The sequence below is a fragment of the Armatimonadota bacterium genome (genome assembly GCA_013314775.1).
Taxonomy (GTDB): Bacteria; Armatimonadota; Zipacnadia; order Zipacnadales; family JABUFB01; genus JABUFB01.
This window is the reverse complement of record JABUFB010000008.1, coordinates 237,940-259,933: the sequence shown is the minus strand read 5'-3', so window position 1 is coordinate 259,933 and position 21,994 is coordinate 237,940. Positions and strand designations below refer to the sequence as shown.

Below are 21,994 nucleotides of genomic sequence, written 5' to 3'. Positions count from 1 at the left end.
CGGTGGCAAGCGCCCGTCAGCTTGACAGATCCGAGAACAGACCGCACGCCGCCTGGCCGACAATGCCAAAGGCCTCCGGCGAGACTATCGCCACCCGGCCCTCATACCCCTGGGCTTCAGGCAGATACGCTTCCGGTGTCGGGATGTAGCTTGGCGTGTAGTCGCAGTTCTCGACACAGACCACGCGGGCCTTGCCGTAGTTCCAGCGGATCGTGTGGTTCAGTTCCAGGAAGCATTCGCCCGGCAGGAAGATCAGCGCCAGGTCTCCGTAAGCCAGCCCGGCAATCCGCGTTTCGATCGGACCGCGTCCCACACGCCTGAGCAGTTGCAGGCGGAGCAGATCGTTGAGCAGCGGCCCGCCGCCCGGTACTGTCTCGCCGGCGTCCCTGCGGCGGCGGTAGTCGGCAATGTCTGCCTCAACGCGCGCCTCAAGTTCGGCCTGGCTCGCGATATTCTCGCGAAGTGGAAGCTCGACTGGCGCCACCTTGAAGCGCAGAGACGACCCGTCTACCGGCTCGGCGCTTTCTCGGGCCCTGAGTGCTCCTGCCGCAAGCAGTGCGCCCATGGCGGCCGCATCGTCCCTGCGGGACCGCCACCCGGTGAACTTACCCGGGTTCACGTTTCCACAGGGGCCGGTGAAATGGATCGCGGATGAGTTTACGAGCGTTTGTTCGATTTCCTGGATCGCATAGCCTGGAAAGTCCCCTGTGATGTAGGGGCCTTCGTCGCCGCCCGCAGCACTGGGGTGGCAGCAGTAGTTCAGGAGGACAATCTCGTCCCCGTCGCGCTTGAGGGAGACGACCCGTACCAGGGGGTCGATGTCCCCCACCGGATATTCCCGCTTCTGCTCGCTATCGCGGCTGCCGCGCATGACCACTGTCCCGTCAGGCATACGCAGACGGCGATTGGATGCGATCCCCTCCACAGGCGCCTCGCCGTAACGCACTTCTGCCGGGGCAATGCTGCGAGAAGCCTGAGCAGCGGCTTCCACCGCTGCCTCCCGGAATTGCGCCCAGAACTCGGGGCTGTAGGCCTTCAGCCCACGTTCTGCCAGGTACCGGCCGTATTCCACGCGCACACAGGGGCTTTCGTGGGTGTGGGTCCCGTGGACGATCACATGGTCCACGGGGACCCGCACGCGCTGAGCGACCTCGGAACGGATCATTTGGTCCTCGACCGCGTAAAGCCCAAGGACATCCGCGGAGAGAATGAAGACGGTGTGTCCGGCGTCAGTGAGCGCGATGGCGCGGATGAAGATGGGATCGTAGATCTCCTGGGCTTCATTATCGAGACCCAGCGCGCAGGGAGTTCCAATGGGTGGCGTGATCTCCCGTTTTCCGAAGCCGGCAGCCAGCATGCTTACACCTTCCTTACCGCGCGTTCAATCGTTTGCGGACGTGGCAGGCGGCAGGCCCGAGAACCTGCCGCATCCAGGATAACTTCGAAGGTCCGGGGAAATCAGGATCGGTTAGTGGTCTTCTCCCTCCTCGGGCCAGCCGTGGGGATCCAGCTTCTCCAGCCGCTCAGCTTTCTCCATCAGGCCCGGTGGTGGTTCGACCTCGGGATGACGCTTGAAATAGTCGATGAGCGCCGCAGCGATCCCCTGTTCGGCCAGCACGGAGCAGTGCATTTTCACCGGAGGCAAGCCGCCGAGCTCCTCGACCACGTTCTTGTTGCTGACCTCAAGCGCTTCCTCGAAGGTCTTGCCCTTGACGAGTTCCGTCACCATGGAGCTGCTGGCGATGGCCGCCCCACAGCCGAAGGTCTTGAACTTGATGTCTGTAATCGTTCGGGTGACAGGATCAACCTTGAGGGTCAGGCGCATCTGGTCGCCACACTGAGGGTTGCCCACGTCCCCCACCGCGTCGGGATCTTCGAGTTCCCCCATGTTGCGCGGGTTCTGGAAATGCTCCATAACCTTTTCGGAGTAAAGCATAGCGCATCATCCCTTTGCATCAATATAACTTGATTATATGTCTGCGGTAATAACTGTCAAGCGCGACCTGGCTGCGCGCCCTGTGGGTGTCCCTCATGCCACGTTGTCGCCAAAACAGATATTCTCCAGCCAGTACAGCCCCTCGCGGAAATGGTCCGGATCGGTATCCAGTGCATAGTATACCTCCAAAGTGGGGAGGGCGGAGGGGTTCGTTGTGAAAATCGCCTCAAGAATCGCACGGACGTCGATCCACGAGTCTTCGACGAGCTGCGATGGGTGCACCGGGTACTTTTTCTGGAGCCCCCGCTCGCGCAGGATCGCAAAATCGAAGTCCTCCGAGATACGGTTGTTGTGGATATGCAGTGAACCGACGCGGTGCGCCACCGCAGCGGCGAAATCCACCACGTTGAAGCCGTAATAGGCGGCATCCAGTGCGGCGTGGCCGACATCGAAGCACATGCTGATGTGTTCTGAGGGCAGGCGCTCTAATATCGCCAGGTAGGTTTCAGGACGGGCGATGAGCGGGTGGCTCATCATGTTCTCAAGGTGGAGCGGAACCCCGACCTCTTGAGCAACCCGGGCCAGCCTCTCCCCTGCCCTGACGGCCACGTCCACGGCGCGCGTCTCGTCCCAGCCGGGCGGGACCTGTTCGTGAAAGACGCCCACGGAACGCTGCAGATGAGTGACAACATAGATCGCATCCCAGTCCGGCGCGCGCCTGATCTCCCGCTCCACCAAGGCCAGGGCCCGGTCCTGGCGTTCGGCGTCAGTGTCGAAGACCGAGGCGAGAAGCGGGTACTCGGGGTACTCAACGTCTCGGTATAACGGGCTGTGTAGCCCCACCGTCCATCGGTTGCGCCGAATGAAATCGCGGATCTGCGCCTCCTCGTGTGACTGTTGCATCACCAGTTCCACACGACCTACACCGTAGCCCTCAATGCGCTCGAGGTGGTCGAGGGCTCCGGCGACGATTCCAATTCGGTTGCTGCGAGCTGGGTCTGACAGCATCTTCCTGCAGCCTCACAAAGGTGTGTCTGACGGGGACGGCGAAACGCTTGCCCGGACGCGTCCTAGACAGAGAGGAGCATTTTCCATGGCGCTGCGCACGACAGCTATGGTGTTTACAATTCTTTTCGCACTCGTCGGTGCATGTGCAGGCGAGCAGCCGGGGCGACTGGTAACCTCAACCGACTTGGCCGGTCCGATCCTGCGCCTGCCGATATCAGGTGATGCGTGGCTCCGGCAGACGGCGACGGTGCGTCTCTCGGCCGGCCCCAACGACATGGCTTTCGCCTTCGGGGCGCTGGAGATACCCCTGGACAAGCTTGAGATCGATATCACCGATCCGCCGGGCGCCGTCGAGATCACCGACACTGCAATCGCACCGGAGGATGGCGGGAGCATCCTGTGGCGGCTCTCCGCAGCACAGAATTGCGCCGCCACCATGGAGATCGCTTTCCCGCTCAAGGGCATTGAGTGGCGCTGCGAGTATGACCTTTCGCTTCCCAGCGATCCGGCAAAGGTCGAGGTCAACGCCTGGGCGGTCATCACGAATAAGAGCAAGATCGAGTTCCCCTGGGCCCAGCTGACCTTTCCGGGCGGACACCCGCTCGCAGCCCAGCTTATCCAGAATGAAACGGTCAAGCTGCCGCTGTTCAGCGCTGCAGGGCTGGCATGCGAACCTGCGTTGGTCTACGACCCGGCGAAGTATAAGGGCGATGTCACCGCGGTGCTGCGACTGGCACGAGACGGCCAGGACGTGTTCAGCGCCAAGGTCGTACCCGGCGGGAAGGTGATCATTCGCTCGCCCGGCCCTTCGGCCACCTATCTCGGGGAAGATACCCTCCCGTATCTTGCGCCAAATGAGCGCGTGGACGTCCGGCTGGGTATCGTGCCCGAAGTCACGGTTGCGCGCAAGGTGATCAAGTCCACCCAGGTCGAGCCGAAAACAGACGTCCGCAATAAGCTCGTACTCTTCCACCAGGACGATGAGATCGAGTTCGAGATCAAGAACATGCGCAAGACCGCGGTGCGCCTGGAGCTGAAGGATCGCATCGCCGGAGACTGGAAAATGATCAAGCACTCCGACGCATTCGAGCGTGAGGACGCGGAGACGATTCGATTCGACCTGGAGCTGGAGCCCGGCACGACACGCAAGGTCACCTATACGGCGCGGCGGATGAATCTGGAGCCATAGAGCGGCGGGCGGGACCGACGTCTGCGAACGCTGCGGTCCGCGTGGACCCCTGCCAACGGGTTGTGCTTCACCACTCAGCGGCAGGGGTTTTCCAGTACTCCCGCGCGAAGGCCGCGAGGTTGTTGACCATGGACTCGAAAACAATGCGCCCGAACTCTTCAGTGGCACAGGTCGGGTCGCCGTAGATCCCTGTCTCGCTCCTCTGAATTCCCCAGGTTGACCAGAATGCCGCCTTGCTTCCCGAGAAGCCATCTTTCGGGAAGAAGTCGGATTCGAAGCGGAAGATATCCTGGTCAGTCACGCGCTCCATGTCCACAGGCTCGCCGAGATGCAGGAGCAGCGACGTCTCGAACTCCCCGCCATGGATGCAGCCGCCCGGCGCGGATTGACGATGTTCCCGCACCGCGTTCGCTGCGAGTGCCGCTACCTGCACCACTGCGATGTACACTCCGGTCTCGTCTGCCACTTCCCGGGCCACCATTTCCAGTATGCCAGGGTGATGCCCGTGGCCGTTGACGAGGATGATCTTGGCAAAGCCCATGTCGGTGAGAGACTTGACCACGTCGAAGATCAGGTCGGCCACCACGCGAGTGCGCACTCGAATTGTTCCGGGCCAGTGTGCAAGTTCCCGCCCCGAGTAGCCCGTCCAGATGGCGGGGAGCGTGAGGGTCGGCGGATCCGGGTGGAGAAGCTTCTCGGCCCCAAGCACAGTGCGTTCAGCGATGAAGGTGTCCGCGCCAGTGGCGAGATGCAGCCCGTGCTCTTCGACCTGCCCGATTGGCAAGAGGCAAAGGGCATTGGCGGCGGCAAGTTCGCCGATCTGAGGGCTTGTCAGGCGCGCGAATTCAGGCATCGTGAGGCCTCCAATATGCATTCGCTGGTCGACCTATACGCGTTCGGAGACAATCCCGAGCATTCCACACAGCTCTTCAAGCCGGGAGGAGACGTCGCCGTAGCAGAGCGCGAAATGCTGACTGGCGATGGTGTTGAGGAGTCGTTGCGGGTCTCCGTCCAGGCGTACATTGAGCGCCGGGAAGCGCCCCTGGCGCAGTTCGGTTTCGACGCCGGTGCCGGTGCCGTATACAAGCCGGTAGTCCCCGCGGCCCTCAATGAGACGCGCGAAAGTCACCGGGCCTTGCTCCAGGACGCATGAACTGATCACCCCGTCGAAGCCTGGGTAATCCAGCTCGCGAATCACCGCGGCTGGGCTGTCGGCGGTCGCTTCTCGCGCGCCGCGGGCGAGACACGTGGGAGCGAACCCGCAGGCGCTGAGGAGCATGGTATCGCCAGTCAGGTCGAGAATGTCGCCGTAGGTAACGGTGTCCCCGGTAAGCCCTGCGAGCATGCACTGGGTCGCGCTGAGCATCACGTCTCCCTCGCATGCACACACAAGACCCTCATCCGCCAGCCGCGACAGGGGAACGCAGGCGGTCATCCCCCACTCCTGCGACAACTCGTACTGACATTTCACATTGAGGGCGTGGAGCGCATGGCGGTCGGCAAGTCGCCGCAAGGCCCCATACAGCCGTGCGGGCTTCGCAAGCCGCTCTGCGTCTACCTCGATGCCCATCCCCGCAGTGAGGTCGTCGATGAGCAGGCGCAGGTCGCTGAAGTCCAGGCTCTCGGCCAGCCGCACCAGTGTGTACGTGTCGAAATGAATGACCTCCGGGCCGATGTGTCGTCGAAGGAGCAAGTGGTCGAAGGTTCCAGGGTACATGGACATGGACGCGTAGCCCACGAGACCGATGCGAGTGCGCTTGAGCTGCTGGACGGCGTGGGCGGCCAGCGAGAAATCCACGGCGCGGGCGTAAGCCTGCGGCTCATCCGGGAAGCCGATGATGTGGGTGAACCGGTAGCCCATGCGGTCCAGGGTGCCCTTCATCACGCATCCCGCCACGAAAGAGCCCGTGGACTCGCGCCGGCCGTTCTCCTCATACATGCCAAAACTCCAGACGGCCAGGGGCAGGTGCTCAATCTCACGAACCGCAGCCACCGCGGTAGACGCCTCAATCCAGGTGCCCAGCCAGACGATCACTCCGTCCAGACGCTCTCCCGCCATTTCAAGCGCACGGGACGCGGCGGAAGCCGGGTCGGTGTGCGCGATCCCGTCGGAGATCGCGAGGATGCCACTATCGCGCAGGGCATCCACAGCCCGGGCCGCGAGCCTCTCCCCCACTTCATTCGGGTAATCCGGGTGCCCGATGTTGATGAGCCCGATTCGTGCAGCCATGCCGTCAGATCACCTCATTGCGCATCGGCCGGGTGGCCAGCCACAATCCAAGAACGATCGCCGCTCCCCCCAACATGAACGCCAGCCCGATCTTCTCTCCGAGCAAGGCCCAGCCCAGGAAAGTCCCCACGAGCGTTGCAAAATACTGGGTCGGTCCCAGGACGTTGGCATCCACGTATTCCAGGGCCTTGTACCAGACCAGCATCGCGATTGCGCTTGGACCGACGCCGATAAACACCGCGACTGCAAGCTCTGATCCGTTCAGTGGTTGCCACACGCCTTTGAGAGCCACAATGGGCAGGTAAAGCAGCCCCCCGAAGAACAATGCCAGCGCGCCGGTCTCGAGCCCGCCCAGGCGTTGTGAGATTCCCTTACCAAGCACCGTGTATGCGGCCCAACTGCAAGCCGACAGGGTCGCGAAAGCGCACCCCAGCAGGTCATTGCTGCCCCCCGGCGTTCCCGCGAGGTCGCCCAGGCTCACGAGAACGCACCCGGCCAGTCCCACCAGTAGTCCAACGGTTCGCAGCACCGGCACTCGTTCACCAATGAGAGGAGCGAAAAGAGCGATGAAAACCGGGTTTGCGTTCACGATGATCCCGGCATTGATGGAGGAGGTGAACTGCACTGCCAGGAAGACACCGGACCCCATGCAGAAGATGCCCATCACCCCCAACCCCGCGATTCGCGGCCACTCCGCAGCTGCGCGCTTCAGGCTTTCGCCACGACCGCTGAACATAAGGAAGGTGATCGCCGCGATCCACCCAATGTTGAACCGCAGGGCGGCCACGAACATCGGGTCAATTCCGCGTACATCCACCAGGTATCGTCCGGCGGCGAATACCGTGCCCCACAGGAGACTTGCGAGAAAGCCCAGTGCCAGGCCCAGAGCTTGGGTCGACATCCCCGTCATTCCACCGCCGCCGATCGCGGCCCGAAGCGAACCACAGTTATGCTGTAGGGCTCGCAATCAACCGCCGGCAGGCCGTCGGTGGTAGCAAGCGTCTCGACCGGGTACAGGCTGTCCGGAATGCGCCGGGCTGAGTAGCGGTACAGGTCCGCGGTAGTCACGTCACCCGGTACTTTGAGGCTCACCCGAAAGGAAGGTGTCGCGCGCTTATGGATAAGGATTACCGCGAGAACACCGGCTGGGTTACGGACGGCATATGCCTCCAGCGCGGCATCCGCGAGTTCGCCCCGCACGGCGCTCTGCGTGGTTTCCGGAGGGAGCGAGCAAATCGTCTTCAGAATGTCAGAACCTGAATGCAGGCCCGCAACCTGGTACAGGAGTGCGTGGGCATAGTAGCAGGCCTGCGGCTGGTATTCCGGCGGCCAGACGATGATACCGAAGCCGCCGATGGTGGCGAAATGCATCACCAGGTCGGCTGCGCCGACCGCCGAATTGCACAGCACAGAGGCGCTCAGGATGCCGCCGAAGGCGTTGGTACAGCGCTTGTCGGTAAAGGGCTTGCCGTCTTTGCTCCAGATTGCATTGGAGTTGTACTCGGTGCAGATCGCGAGTATCCGCTTGTCTGTGATGGGCGCCAGTTGCGCGCGGATGTACTCGGGGGTCTCCCGGAACCACGGAGTGCGCGACATCAGCTTGTCATTGGGGTCTTCGAGACTGTGGGTGTTGTAGATGTGGTAGCTGACGAAGTCCAGCATCGCTTCTCCGTCAGGGCGTTTCAGCACGTGCTTGCCGAACTCCGCGGTTTCCCAGGCCGCCCAGGTTGCGGCTCCGCCGATAATCGCGTCAGAATCCTGGGCGCGGATGGCCCTGGCTGCCAGCAGGTACATCTCCGCGATACCGTCCCACCCGAAGCAATCGGGCTTGTCGGCGCGAATGATATTCGGCTCATTGAAGACCTCGTACCACTTGCAGCGGTCTCCGTAGCGCCGGGCAATTTCCGACGCATACTCGGCCCAGGCCGCGCGACCTGGCTCTGTTTTCCACCAGCCGGTCTCCTCTGTGCCTCCGATCCACTCCGGCCCTGCCTGGCGCAGACAGAGCATGGGTTGCATCCCGCTCTCGATCACCTGGGTTACCGACCGGTCGGTGGGCTCCCAGTTCCAGGTGCTGACATCCGGACGGATGTCTGCCGCTGAAAGGAAAATGCGCACCACTGAGACGCCCACGTCCCTCAGCAGCTTCCTGGCCGCCGGCGACCCGTAAGCCCCCGGCATGGTCATCAGTTCACCCGTGATCCCATTGGAGGTATGGTGATCCGGCCCATCATAGTGCAGACCAAAGAAATCCGGGGCGATGGTGCTGAGGACCTCCTCGGTGACTACGACTTCCACAGACTGCTGCGGGGATCCAGTCGAGAGCACGCAGAAGGTGAGAGCCAAGACGATGAGTTCCGGGTAGGAGAGGTTCAACTTCGGGCCCATGCAGCCACTTCCTTTGCAGCTCGCGACCAGGTCATGAGCGCCCGGCCGGCATCGGCGTTGATCGTCTGGATGTCGCAGAGCTTCAGGTTGAACAGGTGGTCTCCGGCGGCTGACGCAAGCCTCTGCAATTCCTGACGCATCTCGTCCTCACCCCAAAGCAAGAGCACATTGGTGGGGTGCGAGTGCACCTCAAGAACAACATGCCCTGGCAGGCAGTCTGCAATCGGCGCCACCTGAGACCAGGGCGATACGTGGAACTCCCGCAAGTTCGGCAGATCGCGGATGATGGCGGCCTTGGCAGTCAAGTCCTCGCACCCATGGTAGTAGACCTTGCCCCACAGTTCGGCGATGGGCACGTTGAAAGGGTGCACAAACTCCGCGTATGTCTCGGGCCCGTACGATGCCGCCGACTGAGCGTGCAGATACCCCCAGGCTCCCGCAAGGCGCTTCTCGAGGCCCGGCGTCACTGTATCCCCGGGGCTGTGCAGGCTGGGCTCAGCTGCATCCACAAACCCGGCGGCTTCCCGCGCCCGGTGGTAGGTCACCATAGCGCGGCTGATGAAGTCCATCAACTGCTTCAGCCATTCCGGCCTGTCGTAGCAGTCGAAGAGCAGATTATCCATGCCTCGCAGACGAACCGCCCACTCGAAAGGCCCGTTATGGAGTGCGTCACAGTGCCAGCTCACGGGCACGAGATCGCCCACAAGGGCGTCCAACTCTTCGGCCTGTCGCGCCATGCGGTCCGGGTCATGCCGGAACACAGGTGCGCGCAGCTTTGACAGATCCTCCGGGTCATGCAGCGGCGGAACCGGCTTGTATGCGCCGCCGGCCATGCCGGTGGAGTGGAAGGACAGGGGCACGCCCCAGAGCTCATCGGGTGCCATCTCGGGAAGCGCGGAAAGACGCAAGGCAGGCTGGATCGGCGTGTCGTCGGGGATGTTGCGTGCGCGCCACAGCGAGTGCCGCAGATGCATCTCAACAATTCGCGCCAGGCCGGACTGGTGGTAGAAGGTCTCCTCGGGCAGAATCTGCTGCCACACGAGGTCCTGCCAGCCCTGGAACATGGCGCAGCTGACCGGGATCTCCGGGGTCTGCCCAGCGAAATGCGCGGTCCACAGGGCTCGACGGCGCTGCTGCTCATCGGAGTGGAACTCATCCCACAACTCGCGGGCCAACTTGGTCAGGACAGGGCAGGGCGGCATGGCATCACCCGCCGAACCGGCGGACGAATTCCACGTTCTGCCGGACCATATCCGGGTTGTCGCCGGTGAACATGCCCACGTTCGCTGCGTCCGTGGGCTTGATGTTCTCGTAAGCAAACCGGAAGGCTGCTTCGGCGTCCACCCGTCCAGCGCCCAGGATCTTGTAGGCGATGCACGGCTTGGTGATGCGGCGGATGGCGTCAACGGCAACCGGCGGGTCGGCGGGGTCGAAGCGCTCTCCCCCACCGGCATGAAGGCTCCCGCAGTTGTAGAAGCAGACCACGTGGAAATCCGCCGGTATGCCCGCCTGGAAGACCGCTACGTGGCTTGCGGCAACGTGCCCGGCGAGGCCCGCGAGCAGGCCCTGTTCATGGATAGAGTCAATCATCCGCGCAATCAGGCTGTAATCGCCCGTCTTGAAGCACTCATCAGTCACAGCACCATGGATGTAGTAGGCAATTGCGCCGTGGTCTGCAGCGGCTTTCACGTTGGCCTCGAAGCCCTCTGCTCCCACGCCCATCTGGGCAATCCACTGCAGAGTTCCGCCCTCATTGCGGAACTCCCGGAGCATGCGCCAGATATGGGCATCGGTGCGCAGGCAGCAGGTGTTGATACCCGCTTCCTGGCACTCGAAGAGCACCTGCTTGATGCGTTCGGTGGTGTAGTAGTCCAGCATTGCGGCGTCGCGCTCCGGGGTCTGATGCGAAAACCCGCTGAATGGATTGCCGCCGATGGTGAGACGGGTGATCTGGTAGTTGCCGATGGCGATAGTGGGTAGCAAGAAATTGACCTCGCGAGTCGGACTGGCGATACGTTGCTGCGAAGTGTTGGAAATCGGGCAGCGCAGAATGCCGCGCGTACCGGCTCCCCAACGCTTGCCGGTGGTGTGACGCCAGGCTAGCGACACAGTTGAAGCGCCAGAAAGACAAGCAGGAAGATTGCTGGTGTGCCCCCGAAACAGCCCGGGCGCGTGGCCACATTTCGCGGAGCGCTACCAGCGCCGCCCGGGACACCCTTGGCCAGGAAGTCCCGGTATTGCTTGAGCCCCGGCAACATCTTCTCTCTGAGACCATCCGTGTCCATGCGGCGGATCTCGTCGCCCTTGTCGCCGAACTGTGCGGCCATCAGACGACCAACAATGGGCACTTCGGCAATGAGATCCGGCCACACCTCGGCCAGCTCATCGCGCGCCGGGGCGGCTTCCTCATCTGAGTGAGCCGCTTCCAGGCGCGCGATAATGGCGTCGATCTTTGCGACAACTTCCATGCGCTTGCCGGGTTCCATCGCAGCGCTCCTTCGGTTCTACTGCAGCATAGGCAACGGGATCCGGCGGCCTTCGCGGGCGCTCTGGTATGCGCCCAGGATCATCCCCGTGCTGATCTTGCCCGCCCGGGCATCCACTTGCACTTTGCCCGCCTTGTACTCGTCCAGTATATTGCGTGTGACGTTGGCGATGCGCACGCCCTGGCTGTTAGGAATCTCTGCGGGCAGAACCTGCCAGCCTTGGTCGGCCTTGTCGGCCTGGTACATCTTCAGCATGATCGCACCAGGCGGCGGCGGTACATTGCAGGACGGGCCATCGCCGTAGTTCTCAATGATGACGCCCTTGTCGCCGTAGATCTCCACTGTGCTCTCCGCGGCCCAGATGACCGAGCTGTTCATGAGCATGCCCATCTCGCCATTGGCAAAGCGGTAGATCGCCAGACCCGAGTCATCCGGGGCACAGTTGGTAAGCACGTTGTCGATCTCAGCCACAACGCTCTTGGGCTCTCCCATCATCCAGTAGAACCAGTCCGTTGCGTGACTGGCGTCATCCATCCACATGCCCATATTCTGGATGGGGTCCACGTGCCAGCGGCTCGGGCCGGTGCAGAAGGCCTCATTGAACAGCAGGCTCAGACAGTGGCGGCGGCGCACAATGCCCACGCGGCCGATCTCGCCCGCATCCACGAGTTCCTTCATCTTCCGGTTCACCGGATCGTAGCGCATCTGGAAGGCCAGCGAGAACCACACGCCAGTGCGGTCGATGACCTCGATGATTCGGTCGCAGTCCGTCAGAGACAGGGCCATCGGTTTCTGAAGGATCACGTCCTTGCCCGCTTCGGCGCAGGCGATAACACAATCTGCGTGGCGGTTGGTCTCGGCTCCAATGATGCAGAGCTGGACATCGTCGCGGTCAACGATGTCCTCGAGGAACGGCGAATACTCGATCTCAAAGTTCTTCGCCTGCCCCTCCCCGCGCTCCCGATCATGGTCCCAGCAGGCCTTGAGCTCGAAATCGTCGTAGGTCTTGATCCCCGCGGAATACGTGGAAACGTGACCATGTGCGTAACCGACTACTGCGACACCCGTCTTTGACATTGCAGGGCTCCCTCCAACTGTGCGCTTGTTAGCGGCTTGTGGTCATCTTGTCGCGCAGATCTCGCGGACGATCCGCGCGTTCATCTCCACCTGGTTAGTGTACTTCTGCACCATGCCGACGATCACCGCGTCGACCGGCTTGATGTTCGCGAAAGCGATCTCGAAGGCCTCCCGGACAGCATCGGGAGTCGCGCAGTTTCGTCCGGCAGCGAGTATCTTGAAGGCGAAACAGGGCTTCTGCGTCGCGCGGATGGTGCGAAACATCACGTCGCGGTCGTTATCGTCGAAGGTCTCCTCCTGCTGCGCACCGGAGACGATGGCGCTCTCACGCGGACGCTGACCGAGGGTGTAGACGCAGGCCAGGTAGAAGTCTATGTCCCACCCATGCTCCTCGGCGTACTGTATCACTTCCGGCAGGTGCGTGCCCAGTCCCACCAGCAGACCCGACTCGCGCATGGTATCCAGGAGCGGGAGGACCTCGTCGATGCGGCCCTCGCGCCAGAGGGAGTCCGTGCGGCTGCCGTGATGATAGGCACCGACTGCTCCTGCCGCTGCAATCTGGCGGATATTCCCGTGCAAGTCTGCAAGCTCGCTCGCAGTCTGGGCGATGAACTGCAGGGTTCCTCCGGCATTTCGGTACTCGCGCAGTGCCCGGATGATATGCCGGTCTCCCCTGGCCTGAACGGTGTTGATCCCCTGGCGCTCACATTCGAACAGGGCGTCCACAATGGCCGCGTTGGTGTAGTAGTCTGCGAACTCGGCGTCCAGCTGGGCGGATGTATGGGAATTGCCGCTGAACGGGTTGCCGCCGATGACAAGGCGCGTGATATCATGCCGGCCGACACGGACCGTTGGCAGAAGAGGGTGGCTCACGCGATCATTCCTTCTTGCTCGCTCGCTCCAGCAATCCCTCTAGCATGTCGGTCTCGCGCAGCCTGCCGTTCTCGACCATGAGGGTTTTGATTTCGCAGGACCGGAAGGACAGGCGCGCAGGTTTCACGCCGGCCAGACGAAGAGTCGCAGTGGTGCGTGTCCCGTGGGCCTCGTATGCGCGCAGGACCATAGTTTCGCTGTCCTCGTGGCGTTTGATGACCTCAACGATGATTCCTGCGCGGTCCACCTCGAGCAGGCCGAAGGTGCGCTGCAGACTTCCCGTATGCGCAGGCTCCTCGCGCACCAGGCACGGGTGGTTGAGCTGTTGGGCCTGCCGCACCACCCCGGCCTTACGCCAGTCGCCCTCATGTGGCGCCAGAGCGCACGTGAAGCGCTGGATGCCTTGGTCGGTGAACTCGTAACGCTTGCGCGGATCGCGTACAGCGGGTTCGTGGAAGCAGTAGATCGGCGACCGCAGCACTCCGATGCGCACCTCGCCACCCAGGATGTCATATCCGTACCGGGCGTCGTTCAGGACCGCGAGGCCCGCAGTTGCGTCCCCGATCGTCCCGCTCACATCCGCCCATTTCTGAGCAGGCTCCTCATTACCGTTTGCTTCGCGCACCGCGAAACCATAGGGTGCCTCGTAGGTAGCCGTCACATTCTCCAGAGCGGTGGGGAATGCCAGCTTCACGAACTCATGCTCGCCGTGATAGTCCACGGTGATTTGCATGTCGATGCGCGGGATGCCCCGGTACAGGCGAATATCCTGAACCAGGGTGGATTCGCCGTAGTGCATCTCTACGACCACCCGGGCACGGACCGGGCCGATCTCAATGATTTCTATGCCCATCTCGCCCCGGAATGCGCCGACTTGGTCGCGGAAGCTGTCCACGCCATGACTCCATGTATCCGACAGGTCCTCCAGCACCACCGGCACGGCCGCCGGCGCGGCCAGCAGCTCCTGGCCCGTGCGCTTGTCCAGCAGGCTGGTGAGATAGCCCGCGACCGGATCGAACTCCAGACGGAACAGGTCGCTCTCGAGGAAGCTCCGGCCTGCGGTGAAGGGGGACGGCTGATCGGGCCCGGCTCCCTGTACTACACGGTACGTCCGGTACCCGCAGGCGGGCACTGTGGCCAGAAAAGCGATGCGGATCGTGGATCCGCGACCGCTGATGTTGGTGTGGAGAGTCTGGCACGGGACGGCTTCGCCGGCGTCGTCCACGACGTGCACGCGGTCATCGTGGTTGATCCAGGTGATCTCCGCCTCGACGACCTCAGTGCGCTCCCAGGAGAGTGTGTTGTATACCACCACCGGGCGCCCTGCTCCGGATGTGTCGATGCGCGAGGAGATGCGGGTCATCGCCTCGCGGGCTGCACGAGCGGCCAGCAGCTCGGCCTCACGATAGTCGGCGATCGCGTCATCGCAGGCAGGGCGTATACTGGTGCCCGCGAGGATGTCGTGGAACTGGTTGAAGAGCACCTTCTTCCAGGCGTGCTCAAGATCAGCGGCGGGGTATGGCAAGGCTGTAAGCACACCGGCCAGGCTGCTGAGTTTTTCGGCCTGCAGGAGCATGTTCTCCGATCGGCGATTGTGCTCCTTGATAGCAGAGACCGCCGTATAGCAGCCCCGGGCATGATACTGGAGTTCCTCGGCCACCACGGGGAACTTGTCCGCCTTGTCCCGGACTGCGTCGAAGAATGCGTCCGGTGTGCTGAAGATCGCGTTGGGGCCGTGGGGATCGGCCTGAACTTTGAGGATGCTGGCGATATTCGCCTTCGTTGGGCCGCCGCCGTGATTGCCGACGCCATAGAAACTCATGGTCTCGCGCAGACCTTTGGGGGTCTCCTCGGCGGCCTGGATAATCCGTTCCTCCAATTGGTCAGCCCAGGTGCCGTAATGTCCGGGCATTCGGGCGGCCAGAACGCGTGTGCCGTCAGGGCCTTCCCAATTGAAGAGCGTCGACGGCAGCTCCTTCTCGTGGGGGCCTGGACGGAAGAAGCAGTATTGGTTCATCCCCTGCCCAGCGAGGATCTGCGGAAGCGTCCCCGCGTGGCCGAATGTGTCCACGTTATAGCCGGTGGCCGCGATCCTGCCGAATTTCGCGTGGAAGTACCGTTGCCCGTAAAGCCCCTGGCGCACCAGGGCCTCACCACCGGGGATGTTGCAGTCGGGCTGTTCCCACCAGCCGTTGACGATGCACCAGTGTCCCCGCGCGACCCAGCGCTTGATCTCGGCAAAGAGATCGGGATCGCACTCCTCGATCCACTGGTAAGTCACCGCACTGCTGCGGCAGAAGATGAACCCAGGGGTGTCCAGGATGCGGTCAACCGCGGCGCGGCAGGAGTCGAGCACCTCCTGCCGCCCTTCCTCCCACCGCCACTGCCAGACGGGGTCAATGTGGGCATTACCGATCATGTGAACCGTGTACTGGGAGAGGTTCTTACGCGTCTTGCGTGAGGGCATAGGTTACCTCCGGGCCTTGGCTTTCTCGCAGGAGGTTTCCCTGCCGACAGCGGGGGACCTTCAGAGACGGGCGACACTAGAACGAGGCCCGCGCGTGTGTCGCGCGGGCCTCGCAGTTCACGTCACGGATCGCGGGGCAAGCCCCGAGAGCAACTACCAGTTGAAGGAAACGCCGCCGTAGAAGATGTCGTCCCAGTCGTAGTCAGCCCATGCGACACCCACGCGCCACGCGGTCGGCTCGCCATCCTTGGTGATGTCGTAGATCGCACCAAGGGTCAGGTCGCCGTCGGCCAGACCGCCGCCGACTTCCCATTCCTTGGCGCTGCCGATGCGGGTGCTGGCGCCGAGGTTGACGGTGTCGAAGTCAAGCAGGTCCAGATTGAAGGTCCAACCATTGGCGAAGTCCAGGGAAACGCCGAGGTCCAGCGTGCTGTCGACTTCGTCGGTAACGTCACGAAGCACGGCGCCAACGGCCATCTTCGAGACGCCCTTGATGACCGCGTCGTCTCCATCGCCGTCATAGGTCCAGACCTTGCGACCGGCGAGGTCAAACAGGTCCTGGCTGTCATCCATGTAGGGGGCATCCAAGGAGTCCACCCCAGGGCTCCAGACATCCATGTCGGTGTGACGCCAGTTGACTCCCACCTCGAAACCATTCACCGGCATGCCGAAGCCGAGGCCGTAGGATTCGGAGTAATCAGCGTCAACGTAGCCGGCGCCAATTCCCCAGCCCTTGACCATGCTGCGACCGCCATACGACAGGGCCCAGACATCCTGATCGCCGCTGAGGTTAGTGGCGAAAGATGCGGCATTGTCCATGGCGGGACCATCGGTCAGCCCGTCGACTTTTTCACCGGCAAGAGCAGCCGGGTTGCCGGACCATGCGATGCTCTGCGACGGGTTGCCGATGACGGTGTTTCCGCGCATGATCTCGGGGATGAAGAACGCGGACATGCTGCTGCCGCTGGCAAAGGCAGCGGTGCTGAGAAGCAGGCAAGCCACAACAAGAACTACGATGTGCTTCATGTGGTGTTCCTCCCTTCCGACGCTTTGCGCCGGAGCCTTTTGGTACGACTAAGATTGCTGCAGATCAAACTGCAGTGTACTGCCAGGGGAACCCTCGTCTCCCAGACCGCCCATGTCGGCCCTGCGGAAGATCGCCACGGTCGAGGTTACGAATTCCTCCACCGTATGTACTGGGCTTTACAGTTTGCAGACAGACTCCGCGGCACAAGGTTTCGCTATTCGGAGCACATTTCATGCACTTTTCGCCGGGCCGGGATCGCGGGATACCGGCAGTCGTCGTCACCCGACAGGGGCAAGCACAAAGCGATCGAGGTTCATACCCATGCCCATTCGGTTGGTGATCCGAACAGTGTGCGGCCCCGCACTCAGCCGCAGACGCACGGGGATGCCCGGAGCGCTCTCCAGGCGGAACGCACGCCATTCGTCGGCAATCGCGCGGCCCCAGCCCCCTGTGGGCTCGAACCAGACTGTCAGTGGACCACAGTCGTTCGCATCGACTTCAGCCAGGAACCCAGTCTCGCTGGCCCCAACTATCCACAGTTCGTACTCGCCGGCACGGGGAACGTCCAGTTTCCAACTGATCGAGTGACCGAAAACATTCCACGCCCAGAGATTGTCGCCCGCTGAGACGTTGGCGTGTCCGCCGCCACTTACCTGGATATTGCCGCCTGACTCACTCCAGTCACGCTCACACTCGAAGGTGATCCCATCGGGGATATCCTCGCGCCTGCGGGCCGGGAGGCTGGTTGCGCGACTGATCTGACGGAATTCAATGGACGGGGGCAGTCCGGGGCCGCTGATGGAGACGGACTCGCCCCCGTGCAGCCAGATTCGGCCTGCGTCCTCGCTGAGAGCGCCCGAGAGCCGGGCATAGGGCAGGCCTGTCAGTTCGTAAAGACCGCGTGGAGCGTCGGCATGTACGGTGATTACAGTATCTCCGCGACCGGCGCGCACTCCATGCCCCTGCAGTTCACGGTCGCCGAAAGTAACCATGGCCTGGAAATTGCCCGTGGGCATCGGATCAGTGGCCCAGACCTGGAAACACTGCGCTCCGTGCCCGACCTGCAGACGGATGCCCCCATCATCGTATCGCCAGTCTACCGGCTCGCCGTGCACTGTGATTGCGCGCGGCCGCTCGGGCCATGCGACCCACAGATCGCCAACTGGACCAACCGCATCGATGCGTCCGCCGTCCGCCCCGTAGGAGACGGCACAGGTGCACTGGCCGGATGCGATGACCAGCGGTTTGTCACCGGCCATTCGCGTGCCATCTTCAAGCAACAGCCCGGTGAGACTCCCTTGGGCATCGCGGGAGACTGCAGCAGTCTTTGCGTCGGTGGTGATCCCGCCAATGATCATGTCCCCCGTCACGTCGCCATCCCGGAATGCGACGAGGGAGGCGCCCCCGGAGGGGAAAGCGAGCGCAGCGCCCAGGCAGTTCTCCGCCTCAAGGCGACTGACGGTCGGACAGGCCTCCTTTTCCCCGGCTTTTGAGGGCACCAAAACAGACAGGAAGCGGGCCTCAGGGGCGCTCTCGGCCAGGGCTGCGGTGACGTGCCAGTTGTTCTCATACTTCGTATCCGGGGGCCACAAGGGTGGCGGATCGAACTGGTCCGTCTGGGTCAGTTCGAGACCGTGGGGTGCCAGGAAGCGCACTATCAGGGAAGCCTTGGGGCGGTTGATCGTCACGACCTGTGCTCCCGCATCAACGTCCATCTTGTCGATGGCGTGGAGCCAGTACTCGAACTTTCGAGGCTCATCGGACGCCAGGTCATCCAGGATCACGAAGACTCCCGGTCGCACATGCACCACGCGGCGCACTGCTTTACTGAGCCGTCCACCGTAGGCCTTGGTGGCGTCGGCATTTACGAGATCAAAGCTCTCGCCGTGGACGAAACGGCTGATCTGCCCCTGCGCGTGCCAGCCGCGATCCTGCCCCTGACCGCCGTCAAAAGTGATGCCGCACTTGGCCTTGGTTTGGCGGGTCCACTTGTCGTGGTGCGGCGAGCCGTAATAGTTGTAGTAGCCCGACGCGATGGCCAGCGGCTCGCCGAAGGCTTCGAGGACGAAGCAATTGTGGTCATTATGACCGTGGCTCACGGCGCCGTAAGGGGACGACCGCAGGGCCAGGTGAACGTCGTTGTCCGCGTCACCCAGTGCGCTGTGCATGGAGACGAGACCGACGCCCTCGAACAGTCGGGCATCGGGCAGGTCAACGGGTGGCCTTGCCTGGATGCTGTCGTCTCTCAACACCACGCCCAGAATGCTCGTCCCGCCGTCTTGTCCGAGATAGTCGGCATACCAGCGGACGCATGGGTCTCCGGTCAGGCTGCTGAACCAGTACATGAGCGACCCCGGCCGGCTGGGCTTCCACTGGGTGCCGTCGCCGAACGGCGACATCTGCGAGTATGGAGGCGTCAGGTAGAGCAGGTAGTAGGGGGTGTTGCGGAAGAACGGGCGCTGAGCGAGGTCGATGCCTGTCGCCTGCTTCAGGGCCACCACAAAATGCAGCGCAAAGCTCATGTAGGCCGACCAGTAGCCCGGACCCTCGTTCCAGCCGCCGTCATCCTTGCCCCAGGCCGGGTAGACGCCCCAGTAGATGCGGGTGATGTACTGGAGCCACTCGCGGGCTTCGGGCCAGTCATTGTGGAACTCCAGCGCTGCCTCGCCCAGGAAGCCGATGATGCGTCCTGCGTGGCTCTCGAAGGGGTTGTTTTCGTAGGGTTTGCGCCGCATAGCTGTATAGAAGTCCGCAGCGCGCGCCCGCATGGACTTCTCCACCAGTTGGCGCTCTTCGGGTGTGAACAAATCGTAGGTCCAGTCGTACGCCCGCACGCCGCGCATCATGATCCACATGGCGGGCTCATCATTGTGGAACACGCTGGTGGACCCAGCCGGGTCCCAGGAGAAAAAATGCAGAATCCGGCGCTTTGCCTCAGCCCCGCAGGCTTCGTCCCCTGTGAGAAGATACGCGAAACCCGCCTGCTCCATGATGTCCATGGGTGGGCGTGTGGAGCGGATCAGTTCCGTGTAGCGGATGGAACGCTGAGCCGGGTCTTGCGGCAGCATCTCCGGCTCCGGGTGGAGTTCCTCCCCGGCCCGCCGCCTGATGTTTTGCACAAGGCCTTGTGCCATGGACTTGAGATCGCCTTCGGAAGCCCGCCGGCGCAGTTCCGGCAATTGATCAGCGGTGACGAACAGGTGCGGTCGGGGCACGCTCACCTGGAACGCCTCGGGTTTCGGGTAAGGCCAATGGATGGCCTCGGCGCCCACTTCGAACTGCCTGGCTTTGCTCCAGATGGTGGGCCAGCCCTCGAGATCAACCCCGTAGCGCCAGAACCATGTGCCCGTCTCAAGCGGTTCCGAGAGCATCTCGCAACACCACGGCATGCCCTCCTGCGAGATGACGGGTGCACTGAAATCGGCGTTGCGCGACACCTGAAGCCGGTAAAGCGCCCCCGTCCCAGAAGGCAGCCAGCGAAAAGGCGGCGGGTTCAGATGTACGCGCTCACCGTCTGCGGGAGAATACGGCAGATTGCGGCCGAGAACCGGCTCGCGGTCCACAGCAGCCTCGCCCGTGAGGGCGATGCTACGCATTTCATGGTCGGTAGCCGGACGGATTGCCACATCATCCCAATGGGTCTCGCCCCGGGTGTACCACTGGAAAAGCTCGATCACCAGGTCCCGGGTGCCCTGTGGGACCGGGAAGGTGGTGGTCACCTGCGCCCAGTCCTCGGAGGGCGGGTACCACGAGGTCTCAATCCGCAGGTGGCGCCATATCTTGGGGTCGTCGTTGAACAGGAAGCGGATCGACGCGCCCTTGCCACGAGCTTCCGCGACGCCCCGGGTACGGTACCAGCCGGTGACGGTCACTCCGCGCGCATCAGCGGGCCACGGCACATGCTGTCGCCAGCACGAGCGATGCTCTTCGGCGGTCCCGCTGAGGATCACGTATCTCTGGCCGGAGTGGGCGCCTTCGGTACCGATGGCAAAGGCCCCGCCTGTGCCGAAGTTGATGGGCTCCCAGGACACCGGGCGGCCGTTGTCGCCAAGCTCCTCGAAGCCTGGGTTCACGAAGAGATTCGTCGCATCCTGGGCGGTGCAGATGCAGGAGAAGGCAAGGGCGAACAACACGGCGGCGGAGAGACGCATGGGGACTGGCTCCATTCAAAGGCTAAGGGTCTATAGCAGATTTCGCGCAAGGCGGAACGGAATCCTCCGCGATGCGCGGAATATGGGCACTGAAGAATGGACGACGACTGTGGGCTGGGGGGCACCCGTGCGCAACCAGATAGGGTGCACGCCCGGGATGGGCCGGTGGCTGCGGGTTGCGAACTCGGCAACGGCTTGGTCCTGGCACGATGCGACCGCTGACCTGGAGGAGCCGGCTTCGCGCGGGGTGAATAGCATTTCATCGGAAAAAGTCGGGATAGCTGCGTTGCCTCCCCGCAAGCCTTGGGGTAGAGTGGGTGAGTATAGACTAACGGACCGTGACTGCGGCTGATGGCGAAGACCCCAAGAACCACGGAATCAACCTTGGAGGACACGGAACCATGGCAATCCAAATGCGAGCCATGCTGACGCTCATCGCAGGGGCATCTTTGCTCTTGCTTATGGGTTGCGACGGCGATGGCACTTTCCTGATGAGCATGGACGATGAGATCAAGCTGGGACAGGATGCGGCGGACGAGTTCGAAAAAGAGAACCCAATCCTGAAGAGCGGCCCCCAGGTGACGCTGGTCAAGAGCATCGGAGACCGGATCGCCGCTGTTGCGATCCCGCCCCGCTATCCCTACGACTTCCGCGTCATCGACGACAAGACGGTGAACGCATTAGCCTTCCCCGGCGGCCGGATCTACTTCTACCGGGGACTGTTGGATGCCGTGAACAACGACCCGGACATGATCGCCTGGGTCATGGGCCACGAGGTGACCCATGTGGCCTTCCGGCACTCTGCCAAGCGCATCGAGCAGCAACTCGGGGTGGATGTTCTCACACAGGTGCTGCTAGGCAAGAGCAACGCCGCCCAGATCGCAGGAGCCGTCTCGGGCCTCATGTTCCTGGACTACGGCCGCGACAAGGAACTCCAGGCCGACCACCAGGGCCTGAAATACTCCGCGAACGCCGGCTATGACCCGACCGCGGCGATCGCCGTGATCAAGGTGTTCCAGTCCCTGCACGGCCAGACAGACCCGAGCAAGCTGGAGCTGCTCTTCATGACCCATCCCGGCGACAACACGCGCATCAACCAGGTCAAGCGGCTCTGCGACAAGTACGGTTACAGGGGCAAGTACTACCCGTAGACTGGCGCTGG

17 protein-coding genes are annotated in these 21,994 nt (G+C 62.7%); 2 read left to right on the top strand and 15 right to left on the bottom strand.

Annotated elements, in window-relative coordinates:
• Positions 1–16 precede the first annotated feature (16 nt).
• From HPY44_08555 to HPY44_08545, 3 genes are all read right to left on the bottom strand, one after another.
• Entirely contained in the window at positions 17–1,357 is a 1,341-nt protein-coding gene (locus HPY44_08555) for a neutral/alkaline non-lysosomal ceramidase N-terminal domain-containing protein (GenBank protein NSW56050.1), read from the bottom strand.
• A gap of 111 nt (positions 1,358–1,468) precedes the next feature.
• On the bottom strand, positions 1,469–1,936 hold the full coding sequence (gene nifU, locus HPY44_08550; GenBank protein NSW56049.1) for a Fe-S cluster assembly scaffold protein NifU: 468 nt from the start codon (positions 1,934–1,936) through the stop codon (positions 1,469–1,471).
• A 93-nt stretch (positions 1,937–2,029) separates the two neighbouring features.
• A complete protein-coding gene (locus HPY44_08545; GenBank protein ID NSW56048.1) occupies positions 2,030–2,944 on the bottom strand; it encodes a TIM barrel protein in 915 nt (304 codons plus the stop codon).
• 85 nt (positions 2,945–3,029) lie between these two features.
• On the opposite strand from HPY44_08545, the gene HPY44_08540 reads away from it, so the two are divergent.
• On the top strand, positions 3,030–4,133 hold the full coding sequence (locus HPY44_08540; protein ID NSW56047.1) for a DUF4139 domain-containing protein: 1,104 nt from the start codon (positions 3,030–3,032) through the stop codon (positions 4,131–4,133).
• 67 nt (positions 4,134–4,200) lie between these two features.
• On the opposite strand, the gene HPY44_08535 is transcribed toward HPY44_08540, so the two are convergent.
• From HPY44_08535 to HPY44_08480, 12 genes are all read right to left on the bottom strand, one after another.
• Entirely contained in the window at positions 4,201–4,986 is a 786-nt protein-coding gene (locus HPY44_08535; protein ID NSW56046.1) for a creatininase family protein, read from the bottom strand.
• A 33-nt stretch (positions 4,987–5,019) separates the two neighbouring features.
• Positions 5,020–6,363, bottom strand: a complete 1,344-nt coding sequence (locus HPY44_08530) for a hypothetical protein (protein NSW56045.1) — start codon at positions 6,361–6,363, stop codon at positions 5,020–5,022.
• Positions 6,364–6,367: 4 nt separating this feature from the next.
• Complete coding sequence (locus HPY44_08525; protein NSW56044.1) at positions 6,368–7,264, bottom strand: DMT family transporter; 897 nt, start codon at positions 7,262–7,264, stop codon at positions 6,368–6,370.
• Between the two features lie 5 nt (positions 7,265–7,269).
• Complete coding sequence (locus HPY44_08520) at positions 7,270–8,751, bottom strand: hypothetical protein (GenBank protein NSW56043.1); 1,482 nt, start codon at positions 8,749–8,751, stop codon at positions 7,270–7,272.
• Positions 8,736–9,953: a hypothetical protein gene (locus HPY44_08515; GenBank protein NSW56042.1), complete on the bottom strand. Its 1,218-nt coding sequence runs from the start codon at positions 9,951–9,953 to the stop codon at positions 8,736–8,738. The genes HPY44_08520 and HPY44_08515 overlap by 16 nt, the downstream gene beginning before the upstream one ends.
• Positions 9,954–9,957: 4 nt before the next feature.
• On the bottom strand, positions 9,958–10,734 hold the full coding sequence (locus tag HPY44_08510) for a hypothetical protein (protein ID NSW56041.1): 777 nt from the start codon (positions 10,732–10,734) through the stop codon (positions 9,958–9,960).
• A gap of 116 nt (positions 10,735–10,850) precedes the next feature.
• Positions 10,851–11,237, bottom strand: coding sequence for a hypothetical protein (locus HPY44_08505; protein ID NSW56040.1), 387 nt, complete (start codon positions 11,235–11,237; stop codon positions 10,851–10,853).
• Positions 11,238–11,255: 18 nt separating this feature from the next.
• On the bottom strand, positions 11,256–12,314 hold the full coding sequence (locus HPY44_08500) for a Gfo/Idh/MocA family oxidoreductase (protein ID NSW56039.1): 1,059 nt from the start codon (positions 12,312–12,314) through the stop codon (positions 11,256–11,258).
• A gap of 42 nt (positions 12,315–12,356) precedes the next feature.
• Positions 12,357–13,187, bottom strand: a complete 831-nt coding sequence (locus HPY44_08495; protein ID NSW56038.1) for a hypothetical protein — start codon at positions 13,185–13,187, stop codon at positions 12,357–12,359.
• A 4-nt stretch (positions 13,188–13,191) separates the two neighbouring features.
• A complete protein-coding gene (locus HPY44_08490) occupies positions 13,192–15,654 on the bottom strand; it encodes an alpha-mannosidase (GenBank protein NSW56037.1) in 2,463 nt (820 codons plus the stop codon).
• 153 nt (positions 15,655–15,807) lie between these two features.
• Positions 15,808–16,680, bottom strand: coding sequence for a hypothetical protein (locus HPY44_08485; GenBank protein NSW56036.1), 873 nt, complete (start codon positions 16,678–16,680; stop codon positions 15,808–15,810).
• Between the two features lie 279 nt (positions 16,681–16,959).
• Positions 16,960–20,832 carry a DUF4962 domain-containing protein gene (locus tag HPY44_08480; GenBank protein ID NSW56035.1) on the bottom strand — a complete coding sequence of 1,291 codons (3,873 nt, stop codon included), beginning with the start codon at positions 20,830–20,832 and terminating at the stop codon, positions 16,960–16,962.
• A 401-nt stretch (positions 20,833–21,233) separates the two neighbouring features.
• Between HPY44_08480 and HPY44_08475 the strand changes: the two genes are divergently transcribed.
• Entirely contained in the window at positions 21,234–21,983 is a 750-nt protein-coding gene (locus tag HPY44_08475; GenBank protein NSW56034.1) for a M48 family metalloprotease, read from the top strand.
• The last annotated feature ends 11 nt before the right edge of the window (positions 21,984–21,994 follow it).

Excerpts from the sequence above, each read along its gene's own strand:
- nifU (NSW56049.1), bottom strand. The coding sequence starts at position 1,936 with ATGCTTTACTCCGAAAAGGTTATGGAGCATTTCCAGAACCCGCGCAAC.
- HPY44_08480 (NSW56035.1), bottom strand. The coding sequence starts at position 20,832 with ATGCGTCTCTCCGCCGCCGTGTTGTTCGCCCTTGCCTTCTCCTGCATC.
- HPY44_08490 (NSW56037.1), bottom strand. The coding sequence starts at position 15,654 with ATGCCCTCACGCAAGACGCGTAAGAACCTCTCCCAGTACACGGTTCAC.
- HPY44_08485 (NSW56036.1), bottom strand. The coding sequence starts at position 16,680 with ATGAAGCACATCGTAGTTCTTGTTGTGGCTTGCCTGCTTCTCAGCACC.
- HPY44_08505 (NSW56040.1), bottom strand. The coding sequence starts at position 11,237 with ATGGAACCCGGCAAGCGCATGGAAGTTGTCGCAAAGATCGACGCCATT.
- HPY44_08500 (NSW56039.1), bottom strand. The coding sequence starts at position 12,314 with ATGTCAAAGACGGGTGTCGCAGTAGTCGGTTACGCACATGGTCACGTT.
- HPY44_08540 (NSW56047.1), top strand. The coding sequence starts at position 3,030 with ATGGCGCTGCGCACGACAGCTATGGTGTTTACAATTCTTTTCGCACTC.
- HPY44_08520 (NSW56043.1), bottom strand. The coding sequence starts at position 8,751 with ATGGGCCCGAAGTTGAACCTCTCCTACCCGGAACTCATCGTCTTGGCT.
- HPY44_08535 (NSW56046.1), bottom strand. The coding sequence starts at position 4,986 with ATGCCTGAATTCGCGCGCCTGACAAGCCCTCAGATCGGCGAACTTGCC.
- HPY44_08530 (NSW56045.1), bottom strand. The coding sequence starts at position 6,363 with ATGGCTGCACGAATCGGGCTCATCAACATCGGGCACCCGGATTACCCG.
- HPY44_08475 (NSW56034.1), top strand. The coding sequence starts at position 21,234 with ATGGCAATCCAAATGCGAGCCATGCTGACGCTCATCGCAGGGGCATCT.
- HPY44_08515 (NSW56042.1), bottom strand. The coding sequence starts at position 9,953 with ATGCCGCCCTGCCCTGTCCTGACCAAGTTGGCCCGCGAGTTGTGGGAT.
- HPY44_08545 (NSW56048.1), bottom strand. The coding sequence starts at position 2,944 with ATGCTGTCAGACCCAGCTCGCAGCAACCGAATTGGAATCGTCGCCGGA.
- HPY44_08525 (NSW56044.1), bottom strand. The coding sequence starts at position 7,264 with ATGTCGACCCAAGCTCTGGGCCTGGCACTGGGCTTTCTCGCAAGTCTC.
- HPY44_08555 (NSW56050.1), bottom strand. The coding sequence starts at position 1,357 with ATGCTGGCTGCCGGCTTCGGAAAACGGGAGATCACGCCACCCATTGGA.